This window comes from Bacillus sp. DC4300-2b2 (assembly GCF_049895685.1).
Classification (GTDB): domain Bacteria; phylum Bacillota; class Bacilli; order Bacillales; family Bacillaceae; genus Bacillus; species Bacillus safensis.
This window is the reverse complement of sequence record NZ_JAFCSW010000001.1, coordinates 597672-622355: the sequence shown is the minus strand read 5'-3', so window position 1 is coordinate 622355 and position 24684 is coordinate 597672. Positions and strand designations below refer to the sequence as shown.

Here is a 24684-nt window from a genome sequence, read left to right as displayed (position 1 = left end):
CGGTGATGAAAATAGGGTTTATCGGTTATGGAGAAGCAGCATATGAGCTATCAACGGGATTGAAAACAGAAGGATTAGATCAATTTTACGCGTATGATGTACTATTACAAAATGAGAAATTAGCTGGCGCGTTGAAAGAGAAAGCATCGCAGACAGGAGTTCAATTAACCAGCAGTATCAGCGAAGTCATTGAGAAATCTGATATTGTCATTGCAGCTGTGCCAGCGAATAAAACCTTAGAAGTGGCACAATCTGTAACGGGAAGTTTGAAAAAGAATCAACTATATGTAGATGTGTCAGCATCAACACCAGACATCAAAAAGCAAGTGGCCAATGAAATTGAAAAGCAAAAAGCTCTATTCGTAGATGCTGCCATGCTAGGGCCTCTTCCAGTCAACAAACACAAGGTTCCGATCACGGCAAGCGGCAGTGGAACTGACCAATTCATGAAAGTAATGAATGCTTATGGCATGAATATCACAAAAATCAGTGACCAGCCAGGAGATGCTTCTGCCTTAAAGCTGATCAGAAGCGTTTATATGAAGGGGATCGTTGGTCTCATGATTGAATTTTTGGAAATTTCCAAAAAATATAATGTGGAACAACAAGTGATTTCTTCATTAAGCGATACAATGGATAGCAAAAGTTTTGAAGAGACCATGAACCGTCTTGTGACAGGGAGTGCATTACATGCAAAACGACGAGCGATCGAGCTTCTTGGCTCTATTGAAATGTTAGATGAAGCAGAGGTTGATGCCAGCATGTCTCGAGCAGCGCAACAGAAGCTAGAGAGATTAGCAGACTTTCAATTCGTTGAACGGTTTAATGGGAAAAAGCCAGCCAGCTGGGAAGAAGTCATTGACGTGATGCAGCAGGGGTAATAAATTGTAAGCGTTTTATTTAACAAAGGGGAGGCGAAAAAGCGATATGGGTTTTATTGCGTTGATTGTATTCATAGCTGTCATCATTATATGGAATGTCGTCGTGAAACGGAATATGGGAGAAGCCATGCTATTAGGCTTTATTGCAACCACATTATTTGGCGGATTGGATGCATTAAGACTTTTCTGGGATGGATTAAAATTCGCATCCACATATGAGGTGCTCTATGCAGCTGTCGCATTTGTATTCATGGCTTATTTAATTGAAAAGCTGGAATTAATTCATGCACTCTTGCGAATCTTAAATTCGGTTGTAGGTAAACTTCCTGGTGGAGCGGCTTATATGAGTACGTTAGGCTCAGCAGTCTTAGGTGCTCTTTCAGGGTCAAATTCTGCGAACACAGCTGCCACTGGCTCTATCACGGCCTCTTGGATGATTAAATCAGGCTGGAGCCGAACCCATACAGCGACTATTTTAGCAGGGAATGGCGGACTTGGAGCAGCACTGCCTCCGAACTCTTCCATGTTTATCATGCTGGGGTTTGCACCAATTGCAGCCCTTGTATCTGAAGGAGATTTATATATTGCGCTTCTAATAGGAGGACTGTATCAAGTCGTATACCGATTTATTTTGGTGTATATTCTGGTGAAAAAGAATAAAATTCAGGCCATGCCGCCAGATGATATTCTTCCTTTTAGGGAAGCTGTGAAACAAGGGTGGAAGTCGATCTTTATTTTTTTCGGTGCCTTGATTCCTATCATTATCACAATAGGTCCGTTGGCAAACTACTTAAAAAGTAATCCAAACATCGGACCAGAGGCAATGGATCAAATTTCTTTAATTACGTGGATTCCAATTCTCATGATGTTGATTAGTTTAACGATTGGAAGGAAAAAGGCGTCTGCACTTGATTGGTCTCAGTTTTTCAAGTCGGCCATTCCTAAATTTACAACGATTGGTGCCTTGATGCTGTTTGCTGTTGCGGCAAGCCAGGTGCTTGCTGAATTAGGATTGGCAGAAGATTTGACGCAAATCACATCAGTACTTACCATTCCGAAATGGCTCATGGTGCTCATTGTGGGAATTCTTGTCACGCTGGTGGCTGGACCATTATCTTCAACAGCCACATTAACAGCTGTTGGTCTTGTCTCATTTTCAGCTTTAGTCTCAGTCGGAGTGGATCCAGTTGTGGCTGTTGTCGCCATTCTTGCTTTTTCATCGACAGAAGGTGCCTCCCCGCCGGCATCAGGATCAATCTTCATTGCTTCTGGTCTTGCAGGAGCCAAACCTGAGAAAACCTTTATACCACTGATTCTCTACTATATGCTGCCGATCGTGGGAATTGGCTGGCTCATCGGAATGGGAATACTTCCAGTATAGAAAGGAGAAACACATGAGAGCATTAATGGAATTATTATTTAAAGTGCTGCTTGTCCTGTTCTTAACGTCAGGAGCCCTGTTGGTATTCGGTCAAATACTAGGGATTGTCTTGCAAAAGGGAGATATGATTATTGCGAGTACGAATCTATTCAAAAACCCAACACTGGTGTTAAGTGCCTTTTTTAGTCTTGTTGGTTTCTCTCTCAATTATATTCCTGAAAAGAAAGACACCTCATTTAGCGATCATCCATCAGCATCAGCGAGTGATTCGCTCAAATAAGCAATAAACAGCTGGATTCAGAAAATGAATTCAGCTTTTTTGCGCGCGAGAAATAGGTATTAAAACCCAATACGTACGATTCATTTTTTGGTCAATTCACTTTCAATCATATGCCTCTTGTTCTAGTAAATGGTAACATAACGGAGGACTATTTAAGGGATAGAGGTGTTTGACCATATCTGGAGCAATCATCGGTTATAAAACAGCCTTGTATTCATTAAAGGCAGATATATCTATAAAAAAAGAACAAATCATCGAACTCAACATGTGCCGCAAAGAAATTAAAGAGGCAAAATCAACCCTGTCAGATGCCAGCAAGAAAATCACTCATCCAGATCTGACATCACAAACATGGTTTGGCCATTTGGCAGACACGTTTGATGACATTCGAGACGAAATGGCTTCCGCCAGTCAGGAGATAAAAGGTATACAGCTAACCAATCTATTAAATCGAATTGATGAGAAAATTAGTGATGTCACATCGGAGATCCATTCGTTAGAACATGAAATTCATTCGGTTGAAAGAAAAATAGAGAAAGAAAAGCAGAAACAACTGGAAGAAAAAAGAGGGTAGTCACATGACAAGAGAAATTAAAATAGATGCCAGTCAGGTCAAACGAGTATTACAGCATGCAAAACAATCAGGCGCTCAAATGAATGCAGCCCTTCCAACAACCATCAAAGGAAGAAATCAGCTTGTGACGGCAGACTTATTAGAAAAAATCAATCAACAGCTGAACGAATTAAGTAACTCCTATATAGGCATCCTTCAGAAACAGCTTGTACAAACAGAACAAGCGGTGAACACCATGATTGAAAAGGACAAGGCGCTTGCTTCCATTAGTAAAAGAAAATAAAGGAGAACGCAATGAAAACCCTTGACGCCTTTGCGCTAATAAATGGAATAGATCAAACGCTGAATGCGTTAAATCAGCAGTCACAGCAAATCAGCTCCATAGAGAAACAAATCCATCACATCATCTCACTCGATGGCGCACTAAAGGGAGAGGCAGGACAAGCCATCCGCGCCTTCTATACAGAATGCCATATTCCCTTCCTGCAATTCTTTCAGGTCGTCATTGAGGAATATAGTGCTGCATTAAAAAACATAAAGCAGGCTCTTCACGCACTAGAATCAAACGAGCACGGCTTTATCTCACAAGCGTTTATCGAAGATGATCTTGATCAAGGCTTAAAAAAAGCTGAACGTACGATTTCTGAAATCGTATCAGAGGTAAACCACGCCATCGGCAGAGTTGGTCATATTGTTCACTTGCCAAGTGTAGACGAATCAGCTTTTCAGCAAAACTATCAAAAGGCATGGCTTGAGACCTCAAAAACCATTGGTCTGCTTCATGCATTTGACAGGGAGCAGAAAAATGCTTTACATGAAACCAAAAGCTCCCTTCAAACAATGAAGCAATACATAGATACCTTAAGTACCATGTTCACCGGCCCTAAAATCGACATCACGAGCTATCAAAAGGGATCTATTTTCAAAGATGGAAAAGAAGAAAAAGTGAACAGTACCATCAGTGGATTGAACGACAAAATAGACAACCCAAAAGACAATCCAATGATCATCATGCTGAAGAAACTAAAAGAGAAACAACAAGCGAATGTGGAGACGGTTGTTCGGAATGACACCCATAAAAACATCAGTAAACAAATCACAGCAAACGATTCGTCACTTACGACATTGCAAAGGGAAGCCGTGAACGGGAAAAACAAGATTCATAGAGACATCAGGGTCATAAATGGTAAACTATTCAACGTAAAAGGCATTAAAAAGTTAAAAGAATTCGACATCGCAGATGAAGTCGTCACAGACCCATCGGATATTGATTTTATTGGCGGAAGATACACCGTTTACGCCAATAAACAAATCATCCGAACGTATATCGCAAACGGCGAAATAAGAATAGAAGAAGTCGACAAAATTCCAGAAAGCCGCAGCCGTGGCAATGCTAAACGCATATTAGACGGTGAAGTCGTCTCAACCACCGAAAACATCATCCTAGAATACAGCGGCATCTACGACGGCTACCGAGCCGTTACTGGCAAAGACCCAGAAACCAGCCAAAACATCAGCAGCACAGACCGAGCCCTATCCGCAGCCTCTATCATCCCAATCACGAAAATAGTGAAGGTTGGGAAATATGTTTTTAGGTTGGATCAAGGGAAGAATGTGAAGAGGGTTAAAACACCTGCTTACGGAAAACAATCCGTACCTAAAGGACCTTACCGTGAAGTAAATGGTTTCCCAGCAAAAGTAAAATCAGGAGCTCAAGAAAAACATATTCCAGAAACACCAAATTACAAGCAAGAAGTAGCAAATGGAAAAAAGAAAAGCATTTTTTACGGAGATAATAAAAAGGCACAAGAATTGCTGGATAAATATGCTGGTAAAGGCGAATTTTTAAAAAATGGAAGAGAAGTTATAGATTTTGGTCAAAAGATAGGAAAAACATATGATATGAAAACTGATAAATATATAGAGACAACCAGAGGCACAATACATTATTCAAAAGATGGTGCTCATATAGTCCCTGCAAAACCATTAGAATAGAAAAAAGGTGAATTTTATGGAATATAACTCTTTAATAAAAACATTAGATGAACATGGGGGGGAAGAACTGAGATTAGAATGGGAAAGTGGACTAAAGATTATAGGTAAACCAGAAACGCTTTACGAAACAGATAATGGTTTAGATGATGATGATATCAATTACTATGAATATTATGCCGTTGCTTTTAGAGTTCAGAACATAATGTCATTTCCAAATAAAGATAGCAGAGTATATGATTGGTTGAAACAAGAAGGAAGATCTTTAGTGGAAATATCCCTTTATGATGATCCACCCAATGTAGTGTATTTAGCAAACGGTCATAAATTATGGGGTTCAGCCCTAGACGAAAAACAATAGACATTTTTAAATTAAAACCAAAGCCTTTTGTAAGAGGGGCTTTTCTATATTCACATTATAAAGATTGGAGCTTCAGCTTTGTTTGTGAACAAAACGCCGAAAAAAGGAGCGTTCAATGAACAAAAAACAACACCTAACGAAACAAATCCAATCGGTCATCAACATTCTAGAAAAAGAATATTCACAAGAGATCAATCAAGGTGTTCTCCAATTAATATACAAAAGATATAAGGATGCACAAAGGATCATTCAGAACAATGAAGATTTCCAAAAGATTTTTATCATTGGCGGGGTGAGAGCTTATTTGGATAGTTATAATGACTATCTAAACCCCTTTCTAGATGAATTACATAAAGCAGAGAGTTTGCTTAAAGAAATGCTGTAATAGATAGGACGGCTGTCTGTAGTACTGGAATCAAGACTTGTATTGGACAGCAAAACAGAGAACGGAATGCCTATGGAACATAAACAACACAATACAACATCCAACTGGCTATTAAGTATCAGTATTCTGATTGTCTAGGAACAGCTTTGATGAGAGGAGTTTCTTCCTCAGATGCTGATTATCGCGGTTTCCCTATTAATTGGCTAGTTCTGCACGGACATCATGCTTTTGAATTTCTATTGTGGGGTTTTATACTCGATGTGGTCATGTTCTATTTTCTTTTAAAGATGCTCCTTCGTTTGTATAAAAGGGTCATGAAAAAATCAGCTGCTTAACATAGAGGAGGCACTTAAAATGCTCAATTTACCTCAAATCCTAAATTTGCAAGTGAACAAACCAGCAAGTGACATACATATCAATGAGGCAGAATCCCAGTTAAACATGGTGCTGCCCCATGCTTATAAGGAATTGTTGAAACAGACAAATGGATGTTCTGTTGGAGGCGATGTTCTGCTATACGGAACTGAGGACATAATGGAACGCAATGCAACGTGGGAAGTCCATCATTATGCCAGCGGCTATGTAGCCATTGGAGACGATGGCGGCGGGCGAGTACTTCTCATGCGGCTGGCAGAAGAGGAGAAAAAAGTGTGGATCGTCGATGCTGGTGTGATGGACCCTCAGCATGCGGAATTGGTCGCTGAAGACTTGTTGAGCTGGGTAAATGAGGGCTGTTTCATAGAGGTTTAGTCTAATAAGGAGATGATCGATTTGCCGTGGAATACATTGATCGCTGCATGCCTCATGGTTGGGGTTCCTGTCGTTTTAATTGCAGCTATTTATTTCATCTCAAAAAGAAGAACAAGAAAACCAAAGCATCCAGTTGAAAAGTTCTGTGACGTTCCTTGTCATAGAGCTTTTTTCTCTCTCATTCTCCCTCCATGTTATAATAAACACAGTTTATGAACGAGAGGATATGCAGGACATGAAAAATGAACCTATTGAGTTATTGACACAGCCGACATGGCGAATCATAGATCAATCGAGCCTAGGTCTCTATGTAGACCCAAAGCAATCCTTTGCGATGGATGATACGCTTTGCGCGTCGGTGGGGAAGGGACTCTCACCAGCGACAGCCCGTTCTTGGGTGCATCACAATACGATTGTGCTTGGTATTCAGGATACAAGACTTCCATTCCTCCAAGATGGCGTAAAGCTGCTTGAGGAAGAGGGCTATCGCGTAATTGTGCGCAATTCAGGTGGTCTTGCTGTGGTGCTGGATGAAGGTGTACTGAATGTGTCTTTAATCTTTGCTGAACAAAAGAAGGGCATTGATATTGACCGCGGGTATGATGCGATGGTGGAATTGATCCGCCGGATGCTGTCGATGTATGAGGTGGACATTGAAGCCTATGAAATTGTTGGCTCATATTGTCCAGGCAGCTACGATTTAAGTATCAACGGAAAGAAATTTGCAGGCATTTCTCAGCGTAGATTACGCGGTGGGGTCGCTGTGCAAATTTATTTGTGTGCTGATGGAAGCGGTCGAAAACGAGCTGATTTGATTCGCCGTTTTTATGAGGTAGCCTTAAAGGATAAACGACATGAGGTGAAAGCGATATTCCCTGATATACAGCCTGATACGATGGCATCCCTATCAGAATTAACTGGAGAACCAATTGACTGTGCGCTTCTCATGCGTCTTTTACTAGAAGAACTCCAAAGGCTGAGCGATCAACTGACAGCTTCAGGACTGACCACCGAGGAACAGCTAGAGTTTGAGAAAAACATGACGCGGATGATTGAGCGGAATGAAAAGGTGTTTTCGTGAAGGAGAAGTAAATTTTTTAAATATATTTTAGATCGACAAAACAATCGAGTCATTTTGTCGATCTATCTCTATTATTTTAATTCAACTTTATAGCCAATATAAATGTTAGGATCAAAAGTGTATATTCCAGGTTGATTAAATGTTAATGCAGAGATTCGGAAAGCATACTTCTGTTTAACAGGATTCCATGATCCATTTGGATAATAAGCTGGGTAAACTTTGAAATTAGGGTACGTTGTGTTAATCCAGGTCATACTAGAATTTGGACGTATACTTCGTTTCAATGTATATAAACTTAATGAATTTCGACCGCTGTCAGGACCATCAGTTCTAACTTCTATTATGTAGCTATTATTCGGAATTGAACTGTCATTGGATAGGTCGAAATATTGTAGCGAGCTAGTTTTATTAAATGACGTAATCGAAGCTTGATTAAGCGTAATCCTTTTTTCCATAACCGAGGAGGCCGGAATAGGGTATAAAACAGGCATACCTACAGTAACATTTAATTCATAGGGAAATTGATTTTTTTTATCATCAGAAGGTTCAATGTAAATTAAATAATCTCCTACTGTATCCGTTGGGAATTCAACTTGAGCTGTTCCTTCTTCATTAATCGTGCTTCTTCCTATTCCTCTACTTTCTGAAATGATTTCACTATTAGGATTAGTAATTTTGACATCAAATGTTTTAGAAGAGCGAAGGGTTAGTTTTTCTGTCTTATTCATGCCAAGAGAGACTTTATACAATCGTCGATCCTCTGCATGTGTAATAATTGTCATAGCTTCATCTGGTGAATAAAAAGCATTACTTCTTTTTAATTCAATTGAATTACTTGGCTCATCTGCTGCTTGTGCGTTAAAGGAGATAGTACTTAATAAAATAATGGTCACTAACCCAAATAATATTTTCCTCAATATTTAACAACTCCCTTTTAATTATTAATATGTATATCGGTATTTTTTGTTATAAATTAACATTATTTCAAATAAATTAATTTTTTAGTTTATTAGTTGCAGATGATTAAAAAGGAGAAGTTGTGATGAAGTCCCAAAAAATCAGTTACCTTTATTTACTATGACTTCCTTTCCTCATGGAGCCGGCAAGGCCAATGCCGGTATTTATCTTTTTATGTTCGTAATTTTGGTTAAAGTGTGATGCTATTTATGGACACATTCACCTGCAAATTTAAAGCTGTTTTCGAAAAAAATTATTCGATATAATAGAAATATAAAAAAGAGAGAAGAAACGATGGATAATCCAAAAATTTGAAATAGTCTAAGGAAAAAGTATTTAAAGATCCAGTACGCCGTTATTTTCATGCGAGACATATATAATATTGGATTTAATAGGATTTTAGCTCCTTCGATGAATTAAATAGCTAGGAGAAGAACTAGCAGACGCTTTACTAGGATTAGGAAGTACATACAGAACCTTAGGGGAATATGAAAAGTCAAAACAGATATTCCTGCATGCGATGGAAGCTTATCCGCATAATAAAGCCATTCAAACGTTTTATGCCATGACTTTGTATAATTTGAAGGAACATAGCAAAGCGATGGAAATATTACTGAACTGTTTAACTGAGACGACAAACGATCCTGCTATTTTGAGTTATCGAAAAGCGATTGATTTTTATTCAAATCAGTTAGATAGCTTGTGGAAATGATTTATATAGAAATGGAGGGGCAATGTAATGGAAGAATCCCCTCCTTTGTTATGAAATTTTATATGTAATAGTCATTTATGGCGTAAGAAAGAAGGAAAATGTATTGTCATTCATCACCACGTATTACCCGCTGTTTATGCTTTGTGTTTTGTCTTTGTTGTATGTGATGTATCGTATTCAGCCGATGGCCTCTACGATTAAAAAAATCATCATTGTGCTCTGTGTGTTAACAAATGCCGCATATATTTGCTGGCGTCTTTTCTTTACACTGCCGCATGAAGGTACATTTAATATGATAATGGGCATCTTGCTTGTTGCCTGTGAATGTATTGGATTTTTACAACTGCTTGTGTTTTATACACTTGTTTGGAAGCCTTCAAATCGGAAACAAGTCATGATCAGTGATCTTGAAAGGCTGCCAACAGTTGATATTTTCATAGCTACATATAATGAACCAATTGAAGTGCTAAAACGCACGGTTGCAGGTTGTTTGAATCTGTCTTATCCAAAAGGCAGCGTCCATATTTATTTATGTGATGATGGCAAGAGGGAGTCTGTAGAGCAGCTTGCTTCTGAGTTTGGTGTTCATTATCTGACAAGAACAGATAACAAGTTTGCTAAGGCGGGGAATTTAAACCATGCGATGTCTCAAACGAACGGGGAGCTGATTCTCACACTTGATGCTGATATGGTCCCGCTTCCTGCCTTTTTAGAAAAGACAGTGCCTTACTTTCATGATGGAGCGACTGCATTTGTTCAAGTTCCACAGGCGTTTTATAACGAAGATCCTTTCCAATATAATATGTTCTCGAAGGATCGAATTCCAAATGAGCAGGACTTCTTCATGCAAACCCTCCAAGCTGGTAAAGATCGATTCAATGCGGTCATGTATGTCGGGAGTAATACTGTATTTAGAAGAACAGCATTAGAGGAAATTGGCGGATTTGCTACTGGGGTAATTACAGAAGACATGGCGACAGGAATGCTTCTCCAAGGGAAGTTCAAATCTGTGTCTGTCGGAGAGGTATTAGCTGTCGGTCTGGCACCTGAAAGCTGGCTTGATCTGTTAAAGCAGCGAGACCGGTGGTCGAGAGGGAACATTCAGTGCGCCCGTAAGTTTAATCCATTGAAGGTTCGCGGCTTAACGCTTATGCAGCGCGTTCTTTATTTAGATGGCATTGTGTATTGGTTTAACGGTTTGTTTAAAATGATTTACATTCTTACACCGATATTGTTTTTATTATTTGGTATTCAAAGTTTCTGGGCCGATTTTCAGTCCATTTTCATGTTTTGGCTGCCGGCGTTCTTTAGTTCGTATTTAGCGTTTAAACTGGTGTCGAATCAAAAAAGAAGTATGTTTTGGAGTCATATTTACGAAAGCTCTATGGCATTCCATCTGGCTGGCGTGGCTTTAAGTGAGCTGTTTTTGAAGAAGAGGGTTGAATTTCTTGTCACACCGAAGGGAATTCAAACGGACAAGAGACATTTTCATTTGAAAACGATGATTCCTCATTTGATCTTCTTGCTCCTCTCATTGCTAGTCCTTGTGAAAATAGGATACGATATGAAGGTAAATGGGACGATGAATGCTGATCTCACGTTGATTAATATTTTTTGGGTACTTTATAACGGTGCAGGCCTGTTCATGGCACTCATTGTGGCGTTTGATCGTCCGCGTTATCGAAAATCAGAGCGGTTTGTCATTGAAAAAGAGGGGCAGCTCCGTTCTGATCATCAAGATGAGTCGATTGCTTGTTTTCTACTAGATATGAGTGATTCAGGTGCGCGTCTATCCATTCCAATGGATCAAGCTTCTTCTCTAAATCAAGGACAAATGCATTTATTCTTTTCAGAGAATGAAAGTGTGGCATGTGATGTGGTCTGGAGTCATCCGGAGGGAGACAAGCTGATGGTTGGTGTGGCTTTTACTGACACAGAAAAATCACAGTACCTATCACTGATCCGCTTCTTATTCACACGAGAGCACGTATCGATAACGGATCGTGAGAAAAAATCCTATGCTGTTCGGACATTTCTCCGCTTTGTAAGAGAAACGGAGAAAGTACCAAAGGCTATTCGGCGCAAATGGATGAGAAGACCATTGCAAGGTGTGGCAGGCACGCTAGTCTATGAGGACCGGTTAAAAGAGAAGGTGCCGGTGAACATACATGATATTAGTTTATCTGGGTGTAAAATCGAGTCTGAAGCTTCAATTGAATTACATGACAAAGTGCTAATCACCATTGATACAGAATCTCTGACAGAGCAGCCGGCGATTGTGGTTTGGACATCACAAAAACGCGGCCGCACAATAGCCGGACTCAAGTTTGTTCAGCCTGAAATCAAGCAGATAGAAGAAAGAGAGGGAGTGGTTTCTTGAAATCCAAAAATGGCGGTTACCTCTATTTACTATGGCTTCCTGTCATCATGGGAGCCGGCTACGGCATTTCGCTTTTAGTGCCATTTCTTCAGCCTGTACTGACACTTGGCATCGCAGGTCTTTATATTTTTATGTTTGGTGATTTTCAAGTAAGGCAGGTCAAGTATATTTTTATGTTCGTGTTTTTGATCAATGTCCTTTTTAGTGCGATGCTATTTTTGGGCATTTAAAAAAGTGCTCCCGAGGCGGGGAGCACTTTTTGTTATTCTGCCATTTTTTCGAGGTTGCCGTTCCGGTCCATTTTAAAGGTTGGTGCGGCACTATCGTCTTCTTCAAACAAAACTAGTTTTCTTGCACGGTTCATGATTTTGACGAGTGTTTCATAATCTTCTTGAATCGTGAGCTGATCCTTTTCAAGCTTTTTCACTTCAGCTTCTAGCTGCGAGACTTTATGAGAAAGCTCATTGTTTTCTCGTTTTAAGCGGCTGTTTTCCATACGTAAGGCAGTGGATTGCTGACCATCGCCTTCATAACGGCGTAAGAAATCAATGATATCGTCGATGGTTAATTCTTGATGCTGCCTAAATGGATTTGCTTCCGGCTTTTTCTCTGCGGTATTTGGGGCAGGAGAAGCCTGTGACAATAAATGTGATAAACTAGCTAACTCTTCATTGTAGCTTTGATCCACAAACTGAAGCTGTTCGGCAGTTTCAGCAGCTGGTGCAAATGTTTCTTCCTTTGCTGGCTCCAATTCCTGTGAGAATTCCTCCTGAGTGACCGTTTCTTCTACTTGCGGCTGATAAAGTAATCGTTTTTTCGCAGGTTGGCCATTGCCGAGTGCGCGCATCCGTTGTTTTCGCTGTTTTTTGGCAAGTGCCAACGCTTTTTCATATTGATGCCTCACGACAGCATTCCATCTAAATCCGCATGCTGCGGAGGTGCGGTTCAGCTTGTCTCCTACTTCTTCAAACGCATTTAGCTGCGTACTGCCCTCTCTGACGTGACGTAAGACGGTTTCTGCCAGGAGGAGATCATTTTCCTCTGACCAAGCATCTTGTCTTTGTTTTGACATGTGTTTAAACCCCCATATGATTTGATGGTATTAGATTAGCCAAGTTCAAGAAGGTTTATACAAGTTTGCTAAAAGGATAGTGGAAAATACTAGCTTTTATGTAAGCGCGTCATTGGGACGGCAAAGCGTCTTGCAAGTCCAGCCGCTTCGATGTACAATGTTGGGTGGTATATTATTCACGATTGGCTGTCCAACTGTTTCATATAGAATGAAGTATCATCATTGAAAGGAAGCGTAAGACCATGGCTAATGAGTTTCGCGTATGTGACGATTGTGATGCGACGAACCTAAAGACGTTATTGCCTCGACTCAAATCGGTTGACCCTGATGCAAAAATTGAGATTGGCTGTCAATCCTATTGTGGTCCAGGACGAAAAAAGGCTTTTGCGTTTGTGAACAATCGCCCATTATCCGCACCAACAGAAGATGAATTACTCGAAAAGGTTCAAAAAAAAGTCAAATAAATGTCACTGAATGTGTTCAGTCGACCTAAAAAGAGGTCCGTCCCTGTCAGGTCGGGCTTTTTACGTCCGTGCAATCTTTGAGAACACATTCACCAGCAAATTCAAGGATGTTTTCGGGAAAAGTTACCCGATATAATAGAAACACGTCTTAAAAAAAGAGGGACGAAACGATGGCGTATCCAAAAGGTAAATTATCTGAGGAAAAGGTATTTAAAGATCCTGTGCACCGTTATGTTCACGTAAGGGACGCATTAATATGGGATTTAATAGGAACAAGAGAATTTCAACGCCTGAGACGAATTAAACAGCTAGGAACTACTTATTTGACGTTTCATGGTGCAGAACACAGTCGATTCAATCATTCACTCGGTGTATACGAGATTGTGAGACGAATTGTGGATGATGTGTTTAAAGGGCGGCCTGAATGGGATGAAGGAGAGCGTGAGCTTGTCCTTAGTGCTGCTTTGCTTCATGACCTCGGACATGGTCCATTTTCTCATTCCTTTGAGAAGGTCTTCCACTTAGACCATGAATCGTTTACAAGAGATATTATTTTAGGGCAGACGGAAGTCAATGAAGTGCTCCGCCGGGTGAGTGATGATTTCCCGAAGCATGTGGCTGAAGTCATTGCCAAAACGTATCAAAACAAACAGGTGGTCAGTTTGATCTCAAGTCAAATCGATGCCGACCGAATGGACTATTTGCAGCGTGATGCCTACTATACAGGCGTCAGCTACGGCCACTTTGATATGGAACGTATTTTACGTGTGATGCGTCCGAGAGAAGATCAGATTGTGATGAAGCAGAGCGGAATGCATGCGGTAGAAGATTATATTATGAGCCGCTATCAAATGTACTGGCAAGTCTATTTCCACCCGGTGACACGCAGTGCGGAAGTCATTTTAACAAAAATCCTTCATCGTGCAAAAGAGCTGCATGAAACGGGTTATATTTTTACACATGCCCCAGTTCATTTTTACTCAATATTTGAGGGGAATGTCACCACAGAGGACTATATTAAGCTGGATGAATCCATTGTCTTATTTTATTTTCAGGCGTGGGAAGATGAAGAAGATCACGTGCTGGCCGATTTGTGCCGCCGTTTTATGAACCGCCGATTATTCCAATATACAGAGTTTAATCCAAATGAAGAAATGACGAAATATTTCAAGCTGACCGCCTTGTTTAAGGAGGCAGGAATTGATCCTGACTACTATTTAGTGGTCGACTCGTCTTCTGACTTGCCCTATGACTTTTATAGACCTGGAGAGGAAGAAGAGAGGCTGCCAATTCACCTTTTGACGCAAAGCGGTCATATTAAAGAACTGTCGAGACAGTCAGATATTGTTGACGCCATTTCCGGTAAACGAAGAACCGATCATAAACTTTATTTCCCGATGGACTTAATTGTAGATATGTCGGAAAAAGCTGAAGAAAAGAAGGCGATCATGAAGCTGCTTGGTTTGGGATAAAGAAGTACTGAAAAAGGAGATGTCGGGAATTTGTTGAAAGAGCATGCAAAGTTGATGAAGGTATTCTCTGAATCAGGGGAAATCGTTGGACGGAAGAAGCTGCAAAAGATGATTTACATAGCAAAAAAGCTAGATTTGCCTTTTTACGAGAAATACGATTTTCATTTTTATGGCCCCTATTCAGAGGAGTTAACGCTCAGAATTGAAGAGCTGTGCAACCTTGGATTCTTGGACGAAATGAAGGAAAAAAAGGGCGGATACTATCAATATCGCTATTCGCTGACGGACAATGGGAAAGAGTTTCTCGATCAATGTGAAGTGGACATGCCTGACCTCAAAGCGCTGACGCAGCAGATGAACGAGCAATCTTCCCGTTTCCTAGAGCTTGTCTCAACGATTTTATATTTTGATGACCTGCCAGAAGATGAGATAAAGGAAAAGGTCTTCACCATTAAAAGCAAGCAGCGTTATACGGACGAAGAATTTGAGGCTGCCCTTGCTTATATTGATCAGTTGAAGAAATTGAACTAGTTGAACAGAAGCCCGAATTTCAGGGCTTTTTTTGTTTTATAAGACCCAGACCAAAAGCGCTATTTTTCGATAAAATGTGTTTCAAAATATCCGAAAAATTAGTGAAAATGACGTAATTCGACTTTCTTCCTGTGCATCTAATTCCCTGTTTTTGACTGAAGAGAAGGAAAATGGTGAATTTTCAGTGAATATATAACTTTGTGAAAAACAAAGGAGGGATAGGAATGAAAAAGCGTTCAGTCTTTTTGTCATTTTTATTGGTAGGTAGTTTGTTACCGGGAGTAAGTTCAGCTTCAGCACCAGTAGCGAGTGCGGGTCATGGGCATGATCATGGTCATGCGCCGTTCGAAACCCATATTGGTGAGGGGTTGCCAAAGGCAAACAATTTTAAAGATTTGACGACAGCACCTCCAATTGAACGAGATGTGACAACAAAGGTATTAGATGAGTCTGGTAAGCAGGTAGGCTCGAGAACCTTTAAGGCTAATACAGGAGATTCTATTTCAACAAAAGCAAGTACAGGCAGTCAGAAGGTCACTGTCTATGCGGTTGCTGATGCGCAGTATCGTGCGAAATATAGTGACTGGCAAACACGGATTGTCAACATCATCGAGCAAGCAGATGTCACGTTTAACCGTGATCATGATGTGGACTTTGTCGTACAAGCAGTAGGATCTTGGACGTCTTCGGGATCAAATTCATCACAAATTCTTTCCAACCTTGCGCGCAGCTTTGATGGCAGAGGATACGACTTTGTCACTGGATTTACAGCAAATCCAAACTTTGATGCTGGCGGAATCGCTTATGTCTACAATAGTGCACCAAGCGGAAGTGCATTCGCCGTGAACCTTGACCAAGGAACAGCGAATACAGCAAAAGCGGCTACACATGAATACGGCCATAACTTTGGCTTACCGCATGACCCTCAAGGAAGCGGCATTGTCTGCTTAATGAATTATGATTATTCCTACACAGTTGACTACTTTGATGCGGCTCATAAAAATCAAGTGAACCGTAATAAAGCTTGGTACAGATAAGAAAGAGGACAAAAGGACAAACACAATAGAGTGTTTGTCCTTTTTATATGCTTACAGATCGCTCATTCGCTTTCCTGCTACGGCATAGTGTTCTTTTTTCATCTCTTCAATAATGACAGATACTTTTTCTGCACCTGCGCCTGTTGTTTCCACAACGGCATCAGTGACTTTCTCCACAAGCGCTCTTTTCTGCTCGTCTGTTCTTCCTTCAAGCATTTGAACGGTGACAATCGGCATGGCGAAAACCTCCTTTTTCCTTTAATGCTACGCTTCCCTTTAGTTTAAGGGACTTCTTATAGTATACTGAATGAAGTAAATCATTGTATAGAAAGAAAGAGGGATTCATGCCTTTGAACCAATTTCTTGTTTATCCATTAGAACTTATTCCATATGTCGCCATTACGCTTGTTGTTGCATTTACGATGCACGAGCTGGCGCATGCATATGTTGCGTACCGTTTCGGAGACCCGACGGCTAAGAATCAAGGGAGACTGACGTTAAATCCACTGAAGCATCTCGATATTTTCGGGACGATTTTGATCTTTGTGGCCGGGTTTGGTTGGGCGAGACCTGTACCAGTGAATCGTTACCATTTTAAAAAACCGCGTTTAGCAGGGATTTGTGTCTCCATTGCTGGGCCATTAAGTAACTTAGTGCTGGCGTTTTTGGGCTTTCTTGTGTATGTGCTTCTTCAGAAGTTTGGCGGAGAATGGATCATGCGCTTTGAGCCGGGAGTCGATAATTTCTTCTTAATCTTTATTAACTTAAACGTCATCTTGTTCCTATTTAACTTATTACCGCTTCCGCCGCTGGATGGGTATCGAATTATTGAGGACGTCGTCAGTCCTGGTATTCGTGCGAAAATGACGCAATTTGAACAATATGGGATCATTATTTTTCTCATATTCGTGATCACACCGCTGGGTCAGTTTGTGTTTGGTCCATTGATCGGAATGCGGGATCAAATCATATACTGGTTTAATCTTATTTTGAAGCCGCTGCTTTAGGAGGTTTAATGAATGGAAGGTAAAAAGAAGAAACCAATTGGTTTTAACATCATTAAAAAAACAGATGCAACCGACGGACATGGAGGCTTTGGGGCAGGTGCACTCAGCCTTGATAATATCTCGCCAGTCATCATTGATGTAGAGGAAAAAGAAGCTGTCATTGATATTGGTGCCATGCATGCAAGAAGTGCCGTCGAAAAAGGAATTAAATTTTTGAAAACAAAAGAAGAGGTACCGAACGGAAAGCCTTATTGGCTCGTATGGGTGACGATTGACCGCAGAGAAGAAGGCCCTTATTATGCAGGTGTGACGGCTTGTGAAATGACCGTTGACCGTTCGATTCGCCGCGGGTATAAGTCACTTCCAGAGCATGTGAATTTAATGGATAAATCGATGAAGCGAAAAATCGTCGTGAGTCATATGGATGACGTATCCAAAAAGGTGCTGGCTGATTTCTTAAAGGGTCACAATGAAGCACTATGGGACGCATCGACAGATGAATTAAAAGAAGGATTGGCTGTCCCTGAATAATTGTGAAATTTTTGTGAAGAATGGCGGATCACTACCAAATCCATCCGTTTTTTGAGTAAACTGGTGTTAAAGCTAGGACATGGAGAATCCCGAGATGCAGATCTCGGGGTTTTTCATGTCTTTTTTTAACGTTTCAGCCACTTTTCCCACCATTTCTTTGGCTTTTGATCTTGAACTGGTTCCTGCTCAGAGGCTTTGTCCTCAGCACCATAGCAGACACCTGTCGGCTCTGTTCCTTCTATAAAATAGGTGAATACCTTTGATTCACATCCTGGTCCTGCGAGATCGCCAGTTTTTGGATTGATATATACCCCTTTGACACCGTCAGGCGGCATGAAGGAGGAGGCTGGCTGCTTCGAGAGGGCGGATTCCATAAAGGAAGCCCATATTTTTTTCGCATAGGCCGTTTCTTCGACTGAGTCAATGGTGCGGCCTTTATCATAGCCAGTCCATACACCTGTGACAAGCTGGGGAGAGAATCCGATCATCCAGCTGTCGGCTCCTGTTGTCCCGGATTTCCCTCCGTATGTTCGTGTAAGGTCCTTTATAATGGTGCGGCCAGTGACACTTGTATAGCCGTTTAATTGATCGTTGAACATTCCTGACATCATATCGGTAGTGACAAAGGCTGCTTTTTCATCGAGGATTTGTTCTCGTTTTTGTTTCTCTTCAAAAAGCACATTGCCTTTTGCGTCGGTTACTTTCGTAATAAAGGTTGGTTTGACTCGTTTTCCGCCATTGACGAGCATGGCGTAAGCATTGGTCATTTCAATGGGTTTCACAGGAGACGTGCCTAGAGCAAGAGATGGTACTTGGTCTAGTTTCTCCTTGATTCCAAATGTCTTGCCAGCACGTACAAGCTGCTCCATTCCTAAAAATAGATGGGTCTTTACAGCGTAAATATTATCAGACAGCGCTAAAGCTTGTAGCATTGTAATGCCGTCATTGGCGTAATAGCCGTGATAATTGCTTGGTGAATAAGCCGCACCGCTGCCTTGATCATCCAGTTCAAACACCGTTTCCTCACTGCGCATGACGGTTGCGGGTGTAAACCCGTTTTGCAAGGCAATGTAATAAAGAAGGGGTTTCATGGTTGAACCGGGCTGCCTTTTTGCTTGTGTCACCCGATTGAATGGACTTTTCTCATAATCTCTCCCACCTATGAGGGCAAGTACATGCCCTGTTTGAGGATGGATGGCGGCAAAGCCAATTTGGATATCTGATTTGGAAGCCATCGTGTTTTTTAACGTCTTTTCCGCGATTTTCTGTAATTTTGGATTAAGGGTCGTTTGGATATGAAGTCCATAGGTTTCGATCTGTTCCTCTGATAACCCCAAGCTTTGTTTCAGCTCTCGAATCACATCGTCATAAAAATACGGGGCTTGCTTTGCTTGCATCTGCTTCTTCTGCAAAGGGCGATAGGACAGCTTTTCTTTTACAGCGTCATCGGCTGCTTTTTTCGTAATCATGCCATCCTCTTGCATTTGTCTCAAAATCATATTCTTTCTTGCGCCGGCTTTCTCCTCATTCACATAAGGGGAATAGAGAGAAGGCCCCTTTGGGATACCGGCAAGCAGGGCAGATTCAGCGAGGGTTAAGTCCTTTGCTTTTTTCCCGAAATACAGACGTGACGCTGCTTCCACACCGTACGCTCCGTGACCATAATAAATGGTGTTCAAGTATCCTTCTAAAATCTCATCTTTTGTATAGTTTTGCTCTAAACGAATCGTGTAAAAGGCTTCATTCCACTTCCGCTTCCACGTTTTATCATGATCTAAATACAGATTTCGTGCATATTGCTGGGTGATCGTGCTGGCACCTTGTACCTTTGCCATGGCACGAATATCGGCCACCGCAGCACCCGCCATCCGTTTCACATCAAAGCCATGATGCTCATAAAAGGTTTTATCCTCAACAGCGACAACTGCCTGTCTCATATGAAGAGACATATCCTTTAATGGCACCCAATATCTCTTTTCTCCAAAACTGGATTCTCCAAGCTTTGACCCGTCAGCTGCATAAATGGTCGTGGATTGGGGAACTTGAACAGAAGGGGCACCTTGCCATTTAGCTATTAATAGAATCGTCAAAAAGACAGTGCCTGCAAATAGAAAAGCGAGCAAGCCGATAAAAAAACAGGCTCGAATCGTTTTCACGGTCATGCGGATTTTTTTATTACTCATGATTGTGTCCATGCAAAGCCCCCATTTTGACGGTTTTTTATCAGTATGGAACAAAGAAAACCGTTTTAAACAAACGATTGCAGGAGCGCTTTAAAAAATGAAGAGAACTCATGCGGTTCTTTACAATTTGATATGAATCCACTATACTTTTTTCTTGGACAATCGATATAGTCAAAGCCGATAAAAGGCGCTAACAATAGATGTTTGTTTATTATTGGATGAGAGGAAGATGAACAATGAGCGAACTTTGGTATACAGAGAAGCAAACGAAGAATTTTGGTATTACATTGAAGGTGAACAAAACCCTTCACACAGAACAAACAGACTTTCAGCATTTAGAAATGGTGGAAACAGAAGAGTTTGGCAATATGCTGTTTTTAGACGGCATGGTGATGACATCTGAGAAAGATGAGTTTGTATACCACGAAATGGTGGCTCATGTTCCTCTTTTCACTCATCCAAACCCGGAAAATGTTCTTGTCGTAGGCGGAGGAGACGGCGGTGTTATTCGTGAGATTCTCAAACACCCAAGTGTGAAAAAAGCGACACTTGTTGATATTGACGGAAAGGTTATCGAATACTCGAAAAAATTCCTTCCTTCTATTGCTGGGAAATTAGACGATCCTCGTGTAGATGTCAAAGTCGGAGACGGTTTTATGCACATTGCTGAAGCTGACAACGAGTATGATGTGATCATGGTGGACTCAACTGAGCCAGTTGGACCAGCTGTGAACCTATTCTCTAAAGGATTTTACGCAGGAATCTCAAAGGCACTCAAAGAAGACGGTATTTTCGTTGCACAAACGGACAACCCTTGGTTCACACCTGAGCTGATTACAAATGTACAGCGTGATGTAAAAGAAATTTTCCCAATTACGAAGCTTTACACAGCGAATATTCCAACGTATCCAAGCGGTCTTTGGACATTCACCATCGGTTCTAAAAAATATGATCCACTTGCTGTAGAAGACAGCCGTTTCTTTGATATTGATACGAAATATTACACAAAAGAATTGCACAAAGCGGCATTCGTTCTGCCGAAGTTTGTGAGCGACTTAATCAAATAAATCAAGCGAAATGGAAATGCGCAAATGACGGTTTGCGCATTTTTTGAAGCGTAAAAGGAGGAATCTTGCATGAGATTCGACGAGGCTTATTCAGGAAAAGTGTTTATTGGAAGTCATCCGACATGGGAAGATGCAAAGGTCATTTTATACGGCATGCCGATGGACTGGACAGTTAGCTACCGCCCAGGTTCACGTTTCGGTCCGAACCGCATTCGTGAAGTATCGATCGGTTTAGAGGAATACAGCCCTTATTTAGATCGTGAGCTGCACGAGGTGCCATTCTTCGATGCGGGTGACATCCCACTTCCTTTTGGGAATGCACAAAAGAGCTTAGATTTAATTGAAGAGTATGTCGACAGCATTTTAGAAAAAGGGAAGTTTCCATTAGGAATGGGCGGCGAGCATCTTGTGTCTTGGCCGGTTTTCCGTGCGATGTATAAGAAATACCCTGATTTGGCCATCATCCATATGGACGCACATACAGATCTTCGTGAGGAATATGAGGGTGAGCCACTTTCACATTCAACACCGATCCGTAAAGTTGCAGGACTTATTGGAGCTGAAAATGTATTCTCTTTCGGCATCCGTTCTGGAATGAAAGAAGAATTTGAATGGGCAAAAGAAGCGGGTATGCACATTTCTAAATTTGAAGTACTGGAGCCATTGAAGCAAGTATTGCCAAAGCTAAAAGGGCGTCCAGTATATGTGACGATCGATATAGATGTACTTGACCCAGCTCATGCACCTGGTACAGGAACGGTAGATGCTGGCGGTATTACATCAAAAGAGCTGCTTGCATCCATTCATGCGATTGCAGGATCTGACGTCCAAGTCGTCGGGGCAGACCTTGTCGAGGTAGCACCTGTATACGATCACTCTGACCAAACAGCGAATACAGCGAGTAAGCTTTTACGCGAAATGCTGCTTGGTTTTGTGAAATAATCAGTTGATAGAGGAGCTTGTCATCTCATGTGGACAAGCTCTTTTTTTACATTGGTCAAAAAATAAAGGAGGCAGCTCATGTTTTCTTCAATATTGATGGTGTCCCTCGCTTTATGCGTATTAGCGGCAGGCTTTCTCACACTGAAACGAGAGCTCGCAGCTGATCCGCCTGTTTTTGCTTCTAAAAAGGAAGCAAAGGAGGAGTTAGTTGGTTTATTTCAGGATCGGGGCTTTTTCTATCTTACGGCCATTGCGTTATTCATGCAGGTGGTATTTAAGAAGAATCTAATCGCACCATTTGATTTTTTTCAGGCATTTTTGGCAAGTTCAGGCATACAGGCTCTTTTTTACTTAATGAAAAGAAAAGACTTAGGTGTAAAGGCTGGACTTGTCGTATTGGTCAGTTGTATTTTTCTTTTTTTCTAAAGGGATGGCTGAAGATGAAAAACGAAGTTTAATCACCGTGAAGAAGAGAAATGATGGTATGATAGGCGATCATGATTATGGTATACTATTTTAGTTAAACGGGTCTTAGCAAAGGAAGTGCAAAATGACACAAAACCAAATTTCAATTCATGTAAAGTCAGTGATGAAACCAGAGACGGAGCCGGCTGAAACGATCGAATTCCGCACGACTGGAACGTACCAAGAGAAGAATGACAAAACGTATCTCACTTACCATGAAGAACATGAAATGGGTCAAGTAAAAACCGTTGTGAAAATGAGTGAAAAGGAAATTTTTGTGATGAGATCAGGGGCTATTCAAATGAAGCAGCGCTTTCTCATTGGAGAAACGACCGTCACACATTACACGATGCCATTCGGTACACTTCAGTTAGATGTGCACACACATGGCATTGATCTCGATGTGGACAAGGGGCTGCTGCACATTACGTACGATATGCTGACAGGAGAAGATCAAAAGCATTTACATACATTATCGATTTCGTATAAGGAGGATTTACGTTCATGAATATCGCAGAACAGGTCAAAGATGCGTTAAAAGAAGAAATCATAGCGGCAGTCGTCAAAGCAGGACTTGCCGATGAAAGCCAGGTGCCAGATGTCCTTTTAGAAGTGCCGAAAGACAAAACTCACGGTGATTACTCTACCAACATGGCGATGCAGCTTGCCCGCATTGCGAAAAAAGCACCTCGTCAAATCGCAGAGGACATCGTCAATGCGTTTGATAAAGGGAAAGCTTCCATTGAAAAACTGGATATCGCAGGTCCAGGGTTCATTAACTTTTATATGAACAATCAGTATTTAACAAAGCTCATTCCAGCTGTTCTTGAGGCAAAAGAAGCTTATGGCGAAACGAATACAGGCGGCGGTCAAAAGGTGCAAGTCGAATTCGTCTCAGCCAACCCAACAGGTGACCTTCACCTTGGACATGCCCGCGGTGCAGCTGTAGGAGATTCCCTTTGCAACATCCTTGATAAAGCAGGGTTCGATGTGAGCCGTGAATACTATATCAACGATGCAGGGAATCAAATCAATAACCTCGCTTTATCTGTAGAAGTACGTTATTTTGAGGCACTCGGTCTTGAAAAAGAAATGCCTGAAGACGGCTATAGAGGAGAAGACATCAAAGGCATCGGACAAAAGCTTGCGGATGAATTTGGTGACCGTTTCGTTCATGAACCGGAAGAAGAGCGTATGAAGTTCTTCCGTGAATACGGCTTGAAATACGAATTAGAGAAATTACGTGTAGACCTTGAGAATTTCCGTGTTCCATTTGATGTATGGTATTCAGAAACCTCTTTATATGAAAACGGAAAAATCGAGCCAGCGCTGGAAACACTTCGTGAAAAAGGCTATGTCTTTGAAGAAGACGGCGCAACATGGCTGCGTTCAACTGATTTTGGTGATGACAAGGACCGTGTGCTGATTAAAAAAGACGGCAGCTTCACTTACCTGCTTCCAGACATCGCATATCATAAAGACAAATTGGACAGAGGCTTTGACCAGCTCATTAACATTTGGGGAGCGGACCATCACGGCTATATCCCTCGAATGAAAGCGGCGATCCAAGCACTTGGATATCCAGCTGGCAAGCTTGAAGTAGAAATTATCCAGCTTGTGCATCTTTACAAAAACGGTGAAAAGATGAAGATGAGTAAGCGTACAGGAAAAGCTGTCACAATGCGTGATCTCATTGAAGAAGTCGGCTTAGATGCGACTCGTTATTTCTTTGCGATGAGAAGTGCGGCGACACATATGGACTTTGACCTAGACCTAGCCATTTCTACGTCTAACGAAAACCCTGTGTACTATGCACAATATGCGCATGCGAGAATTTGCAGCATGCTGCGTCAAGGAGAAGAAAAAGGCTACGAACCAAACCTTGAAAAAGCCGATTTCTCTCATATTCAATCGGAAAAAGAATACGATCTTCTGAAAATCATTGGCAGCTTCCCAGAAGTTGTAGCAGAAGCAGCTGAAAAGCGTATTCCGCACCGCGTGACGAACTATATTTACGACCTTGCATCAGCCCTTCACAGCTTCTACAATGCCGAGAAGGTCATCGATGTAGAAAACGAAACAAAAACAACAGCACGTCTTTCACTCATGAAAGCAACACAAATCACGCTCGCTAATGCATTAAAACTAATTGGTGTATCGGCTCCGGAAAAGATGTAAG

The 24684-nt window shown here is 41.4% G+C and carries 27 protein-coding genes and 1 pseudogene; 24 read left to right on the top strand and 4 right to left on the bottom strand.

Going from position 1 to position 24684, the window contains the following annotated elements; all coding sequences use genetic code 11:
- Window positions 1–5: 5 nt before the first annotated feature.
- The 10 genes from ACP69X_RS03220 to ACP69X_RS03175 all read left to right on the top strand — a co-directional run bounded on the left by ACP69X_RS03220 (window position 6) and on the right by ACP69X_RS03175 (window position 7685).
- Window positions 6–881 (top strand): NAD(P)-dependent oxidoreductase, encoded by an 876-nt coding sequence (locus ACP69X_RS03220; protein WP_041087755.1) that lies wholly within the window; start codon window positions 6–8, stop codon window positions 879–881.
- A gap of 46 nt (window positions 882–927) precedes the next feature.
- On the top strand, window positions 928–2262 hold the full coding sequence (locus ACP69X_RS03215; protein ID WP_039182254.1) for a TRAP transporter large permease subunit: 1335 nt from the start codon (window positions 928–930) through the stop codon (window positions 2260–2262).
- Window positions 2263–2275: 13 nt separating this feature from the next.
- Window positions 2276–2542, top strand: coding sequence for a hypothetical protein (locus ACP69X_RS03210; protein ID WP_041087759.1), 267 nt, complete (start codon window positions 2276–2278; stop codon window positions 2540–2542).
- 175 nt (window positions 2543–2717) lie between these two features.
- Window positions 2718–3116 carry a YwqH-like family protein gene (locus ACP69X_RS03205; protein WP_041088604.1) on the top strand — a complete coding sequence of 133 codons (399 nt, stop codon included), beginning with the start codon at window positions 2718–2720 and terminating at the stop codon, window positions 3114–3116.
- Between the two features lie 4 nt (window positions 3117–3120).
- Window positions 3121–3399 (top strand): YwqI/YxiC family protein, encoded by a 279-nt coding sequence (locus ACP69X_RS03200; RefSeq protein ID WP_426052414.1) that lies wholly within the window; start codon window positions 3121–3123, stop codon window positions 3397–3399.
- 11 nt (window positions 3400–3410) lie between these two features.
- Window positions 3411–5111 carry a T7SS effector LXG polymorphic toxin gene (locus ACP69X_RS03195; RefSeq protein ID WP_426052413.1) on the top strand — a complete coding sequence of 567 codons (1701 nt, stop codon included), beginning with the start codon at window positions 3411–3413 and terminating at the stop codon, window positions 5109–5111.
- 16 nt (window positions 5112–5127) lie between these two features.
- Window positions 5128–5469: a hypothetical protein gene (locus ACP69X_RS03190; protein ID WP_073978847.1), complete on the top strand. Its 342-nt coding sequence runs from the start codon at window positions 5128–5130 to the stop codon at window positions 5467–5469.
- A 115-nt stretch (window positions 5470–5584) separates the two neighbouring features.
- Entirely contained in the window at window positions 5585–5854 is a 270-nt protein-coding gene (locus tag ACP69X_RS03185) for a hypothetical protein (protein WP_411264125.1), read from the top strand.
- A 354-nt stretch (window positions 5855–6208) separates the two neighbouring features.
- Window positions 6209–6604 carry an SMI1/KNR4 family protein gene (locus ACP69X_RS03180; protein WP_041087768.1) on the top strand — a complete coding sequence of 132 codons (396 nt, stop codon included), beginning with the start codon at window positions 6209–6211 and terminating at the stop codon, window positions 6602–6604.
- Window positions 6605–6839: 235 nt separating this feature from the next.
- On the top strand, window positions 6840–7685 hold the full coding sequence (locus tag ACP69X_RS03175; protein WP_426052412.1) for a lipoate--protein ligase family protein: 846 nt from the start codon (window positions 6840–6842) through the stop codon (window positions 7683–7685).
- Window positions 7686–7756: 71 nt separating this feature from the next.
- On the opposite strand, the gene ACP69X_RS03170 is transcribed toward ACP69X_RS03175, so the two are convergent.
- Window positions 7757–8602 (bottom strand): hypothetical protein, encoded by an 846-nt coding sequence (locus tag ACP69X_RS03170; RefSeq protein ID WP_073978849.1) that lies wholly within the window; start codon window positions 8600–8602, stop codon window positions 7757–7759.
- A 470-nt stretch (window positions 8603–9072) separates the two neighbouring features.
- Between ACP69X_RS03170 and ACP69X_RS03165 the strand changes: the two are divergent.
- From ACP69X_RS03165 to ACP69X_RS03155, 3 genes and pseudogenes are all read left to right on the top strand, one after another.
- Window positions 9073–9354 (top strand): annotated as a pseudogene (locus ACP69X_RS03165) (tetratricopeptide repeat protein); the annotation flags it as partial.
- A 103-nt stretch (window positions 9355–9457) separates the two neighbouring features.
- Entirely contained in the window at window positions 9458–11734 is a 2277-nt protein-coding gene (locus ACP69X_RS03160; protein WP_305960523.1) for a glycosyltransferase, read from the top strand.
- Window positions 11731–11964: a DUF5970 family protein gene (locus tag ACP69X_RS03155; protein WP_041087773.1), complete on the top strand. Its 234-nt coding sequence runs from the start codon at window positions 11731–11733 to the stop codon at window positions 11962–11964. The genes ACP69X_RS03160 and ACP69X_RS03155 overlap by 4 nt, the downstream gene beginning before the upstream one ends.
- A gap of 32 nt (window positions 11965–11996) precedes the next feature.
- On the opposite strand, the gene ACP69X_RS03150 is transcribed toward ACP69X_RS03155, so the two are convergent.
- The gene (locus ACP69X_RS03150) at window positions 11997–12806 is read right to left on the bottom strand and encodes an RsfA family transcriptional regulator (RefSeq protein WP_034281253.1); all 810 of its coding nucleotides are present in this window, start codon (window positions 12804–12806) and stop codon (window positions 11997–11999) included.
- A 242-nt stretch (window positions 12807–13048) separates the two neighbouring features.
- Between ACP69X_RS03150 and ACP69X_RS03145 the strand changes: the two genes are divergently transcribed.
- From ACP69X_RS03145 to ACP69X_RS03130, 4 genes are all read left to right on the top strand, one after another.
- Window positions 13049–13270 (top strand): DUF1450 domain-containing protein, encoded by a 222-nt coding sequence (locus ACP69X_RS03145; RefSeq protein ID WP_003215259.1) that lies wholly within the window; start codon window positions 13049–13051, stop codon window positions 13268–13270.
- Between the two features lie 170 nt (window positions 13271–13440).
- Entirely contained in the window at window positions 13441–14742 is a 1302-nt protein-coding gene (locus ACP69X_RS03140) for an HD domain-containing protein (protein WP_007497716.1), read from the top strand.
- Between the two features lie 30 nt (window positions 14743–14772).
- On the top strand, window positions 14773–15273 hold the full coding sequence (locus ACP69X_RS03135) for a YwgA family protein (RefSeq protein WP_041087778.1): 501 nt from the start codon (window positions 14773–14775) through the stop codon (window positions 15271–15273).
- A gap of 224 nt (window positions 15274–15497) precedes the next feature.
- A complete protein-coding gene (locus ACP69X_RS03130) occupies window positions 15498–16310 on the top strand; it encodes a zinc-dependent metalloprotease (RefSeq protein WP_073978853.1) in 813 nt (270 codons plus the stop codon).
- A 51-nt stretch (window positions 16311–16361) separates the two neighbouring features.
- Here ACP69X_RS03130 and ACP69X_RS03125 read toward each other — a convergent pair whose 3' ends face one another.
- Window positions 16362–16547, bottom strand: a complete 186-nt coding sequence (locus tag ACP69X_RS03125; protein ID WP_003214939.1) for a 2-hydroxymuconate tautomerase — start codon at window positions 16545–16547, stop codon at window positions 16362–16364.
- A gap of 113 nt (window positions 16548–16660) precedes the next feature.
- Between ACP69X_RS03125 and ACP69X_RS03120 the strand changes: the two genes are divergently transcribed.
- The gene (locus ACP69X_RS03120) at window positions 16661–17317 is read left to right on the top strand and encodes a site-2 protease family protein (protein ID WP_241768934.1); all 657 of its coding nucleotides are present in this window, start codon (window positions 16661–16663) and stop codon (window positions 17315–17317) included.
- Between the two features lie 12 nt (window positions 17318–17329).
- On the top strand, window positions 17330–17848 hold the full coding sequence (locus ACP69X_RS03115; RefSeq protein ID WP_039182196.1) for a YwhD family protein: 519 nt from the start codon (window positions 17330–17332) through the stop codon (window positions 17846–17848).
- Between the two features lie 125 nt (window positions 17849–17973).
- Here ACP69X_RS03115 and ACP69X_RS03110 read toward each other — a convergent pair whose 3' ends face one another.
- A complete protein-coding gene (locus tag ACP69X_RS03110) occupies window positions 17974–20043 on the bottom strand; it encodes a transglycosylase domain-containing protein (RefSeq protein WP_041087785.1) in 2070 nt (689 codons plus the stop codon).
- A 224-nt stretch (window positions 20044–20267) separates the two neighbouring features.
- Here ACP69X_RS03110 and speE point away from each other — a divergent pair, with 224 nt between their 5' ends.
- From speE to argS, 5 genes are all read left to right on the top strand, one after another.
- Window positions 20268–21098: a spermidine synthase gene (gene speE / locus ACP69X_RS03105; protein WP_003214614.1), complete on the top strand. Its 831-nt coding sequence runs from the start codon at window positions 20268–20270 to the stop codon at window positions 21096–21098.
- Between the two features lie 69 nt (window positions 21099–21167).
- Complete coding sequence (gene speB, locus ACP69X_RS03100; RefSeq protein ID WP_039182190.1) at window positions 21168–22040, top strand: agmatinase; 873 nt, start codon at window positions 21168–21170, stop codon at window positions 22038–22040.
- Window positions 22041–22118: 78 nt separating this feature from the next.
- A complete protein-coding gene (locus ACP69X_RS03095) occupies window positions 22119–22466 on the top strand; it encodes a hypothetical protein (RefSeq protein ID WP_426052411.1) in 348 nt (115 codons plus the stop codon).
- Window positions 22467–22590: 124 nt separating this feature from the next.
- On the top strand, window positions 22591–23013 hold the full coding sequence (locus ACP69X_RS03090; RefSeq protein ID WP_003215400.1) for a DUF1934 domain-containing protein: 423 nt from the start codon (window positions 22591–22593) through the stop codon (window positions 23011–23013).
- Window positions 23010–24683 (top strand): arginine--tRNA ligase, encoded by a 1674-nt coding sequence (gene argS, locus ACP69X_RS03085; protein WP_073978857.1) that lies wholly within the window; start codon window positions 23010–23012, stop codon window positions 24681–24683. The genes ACP69X_RS03090 and argS overlap by 4 nt, the downstream gene beginning before the upstream one ends.
- The last annotated feature ends 1 nt before the right edge of the window (window position 24684 follow it).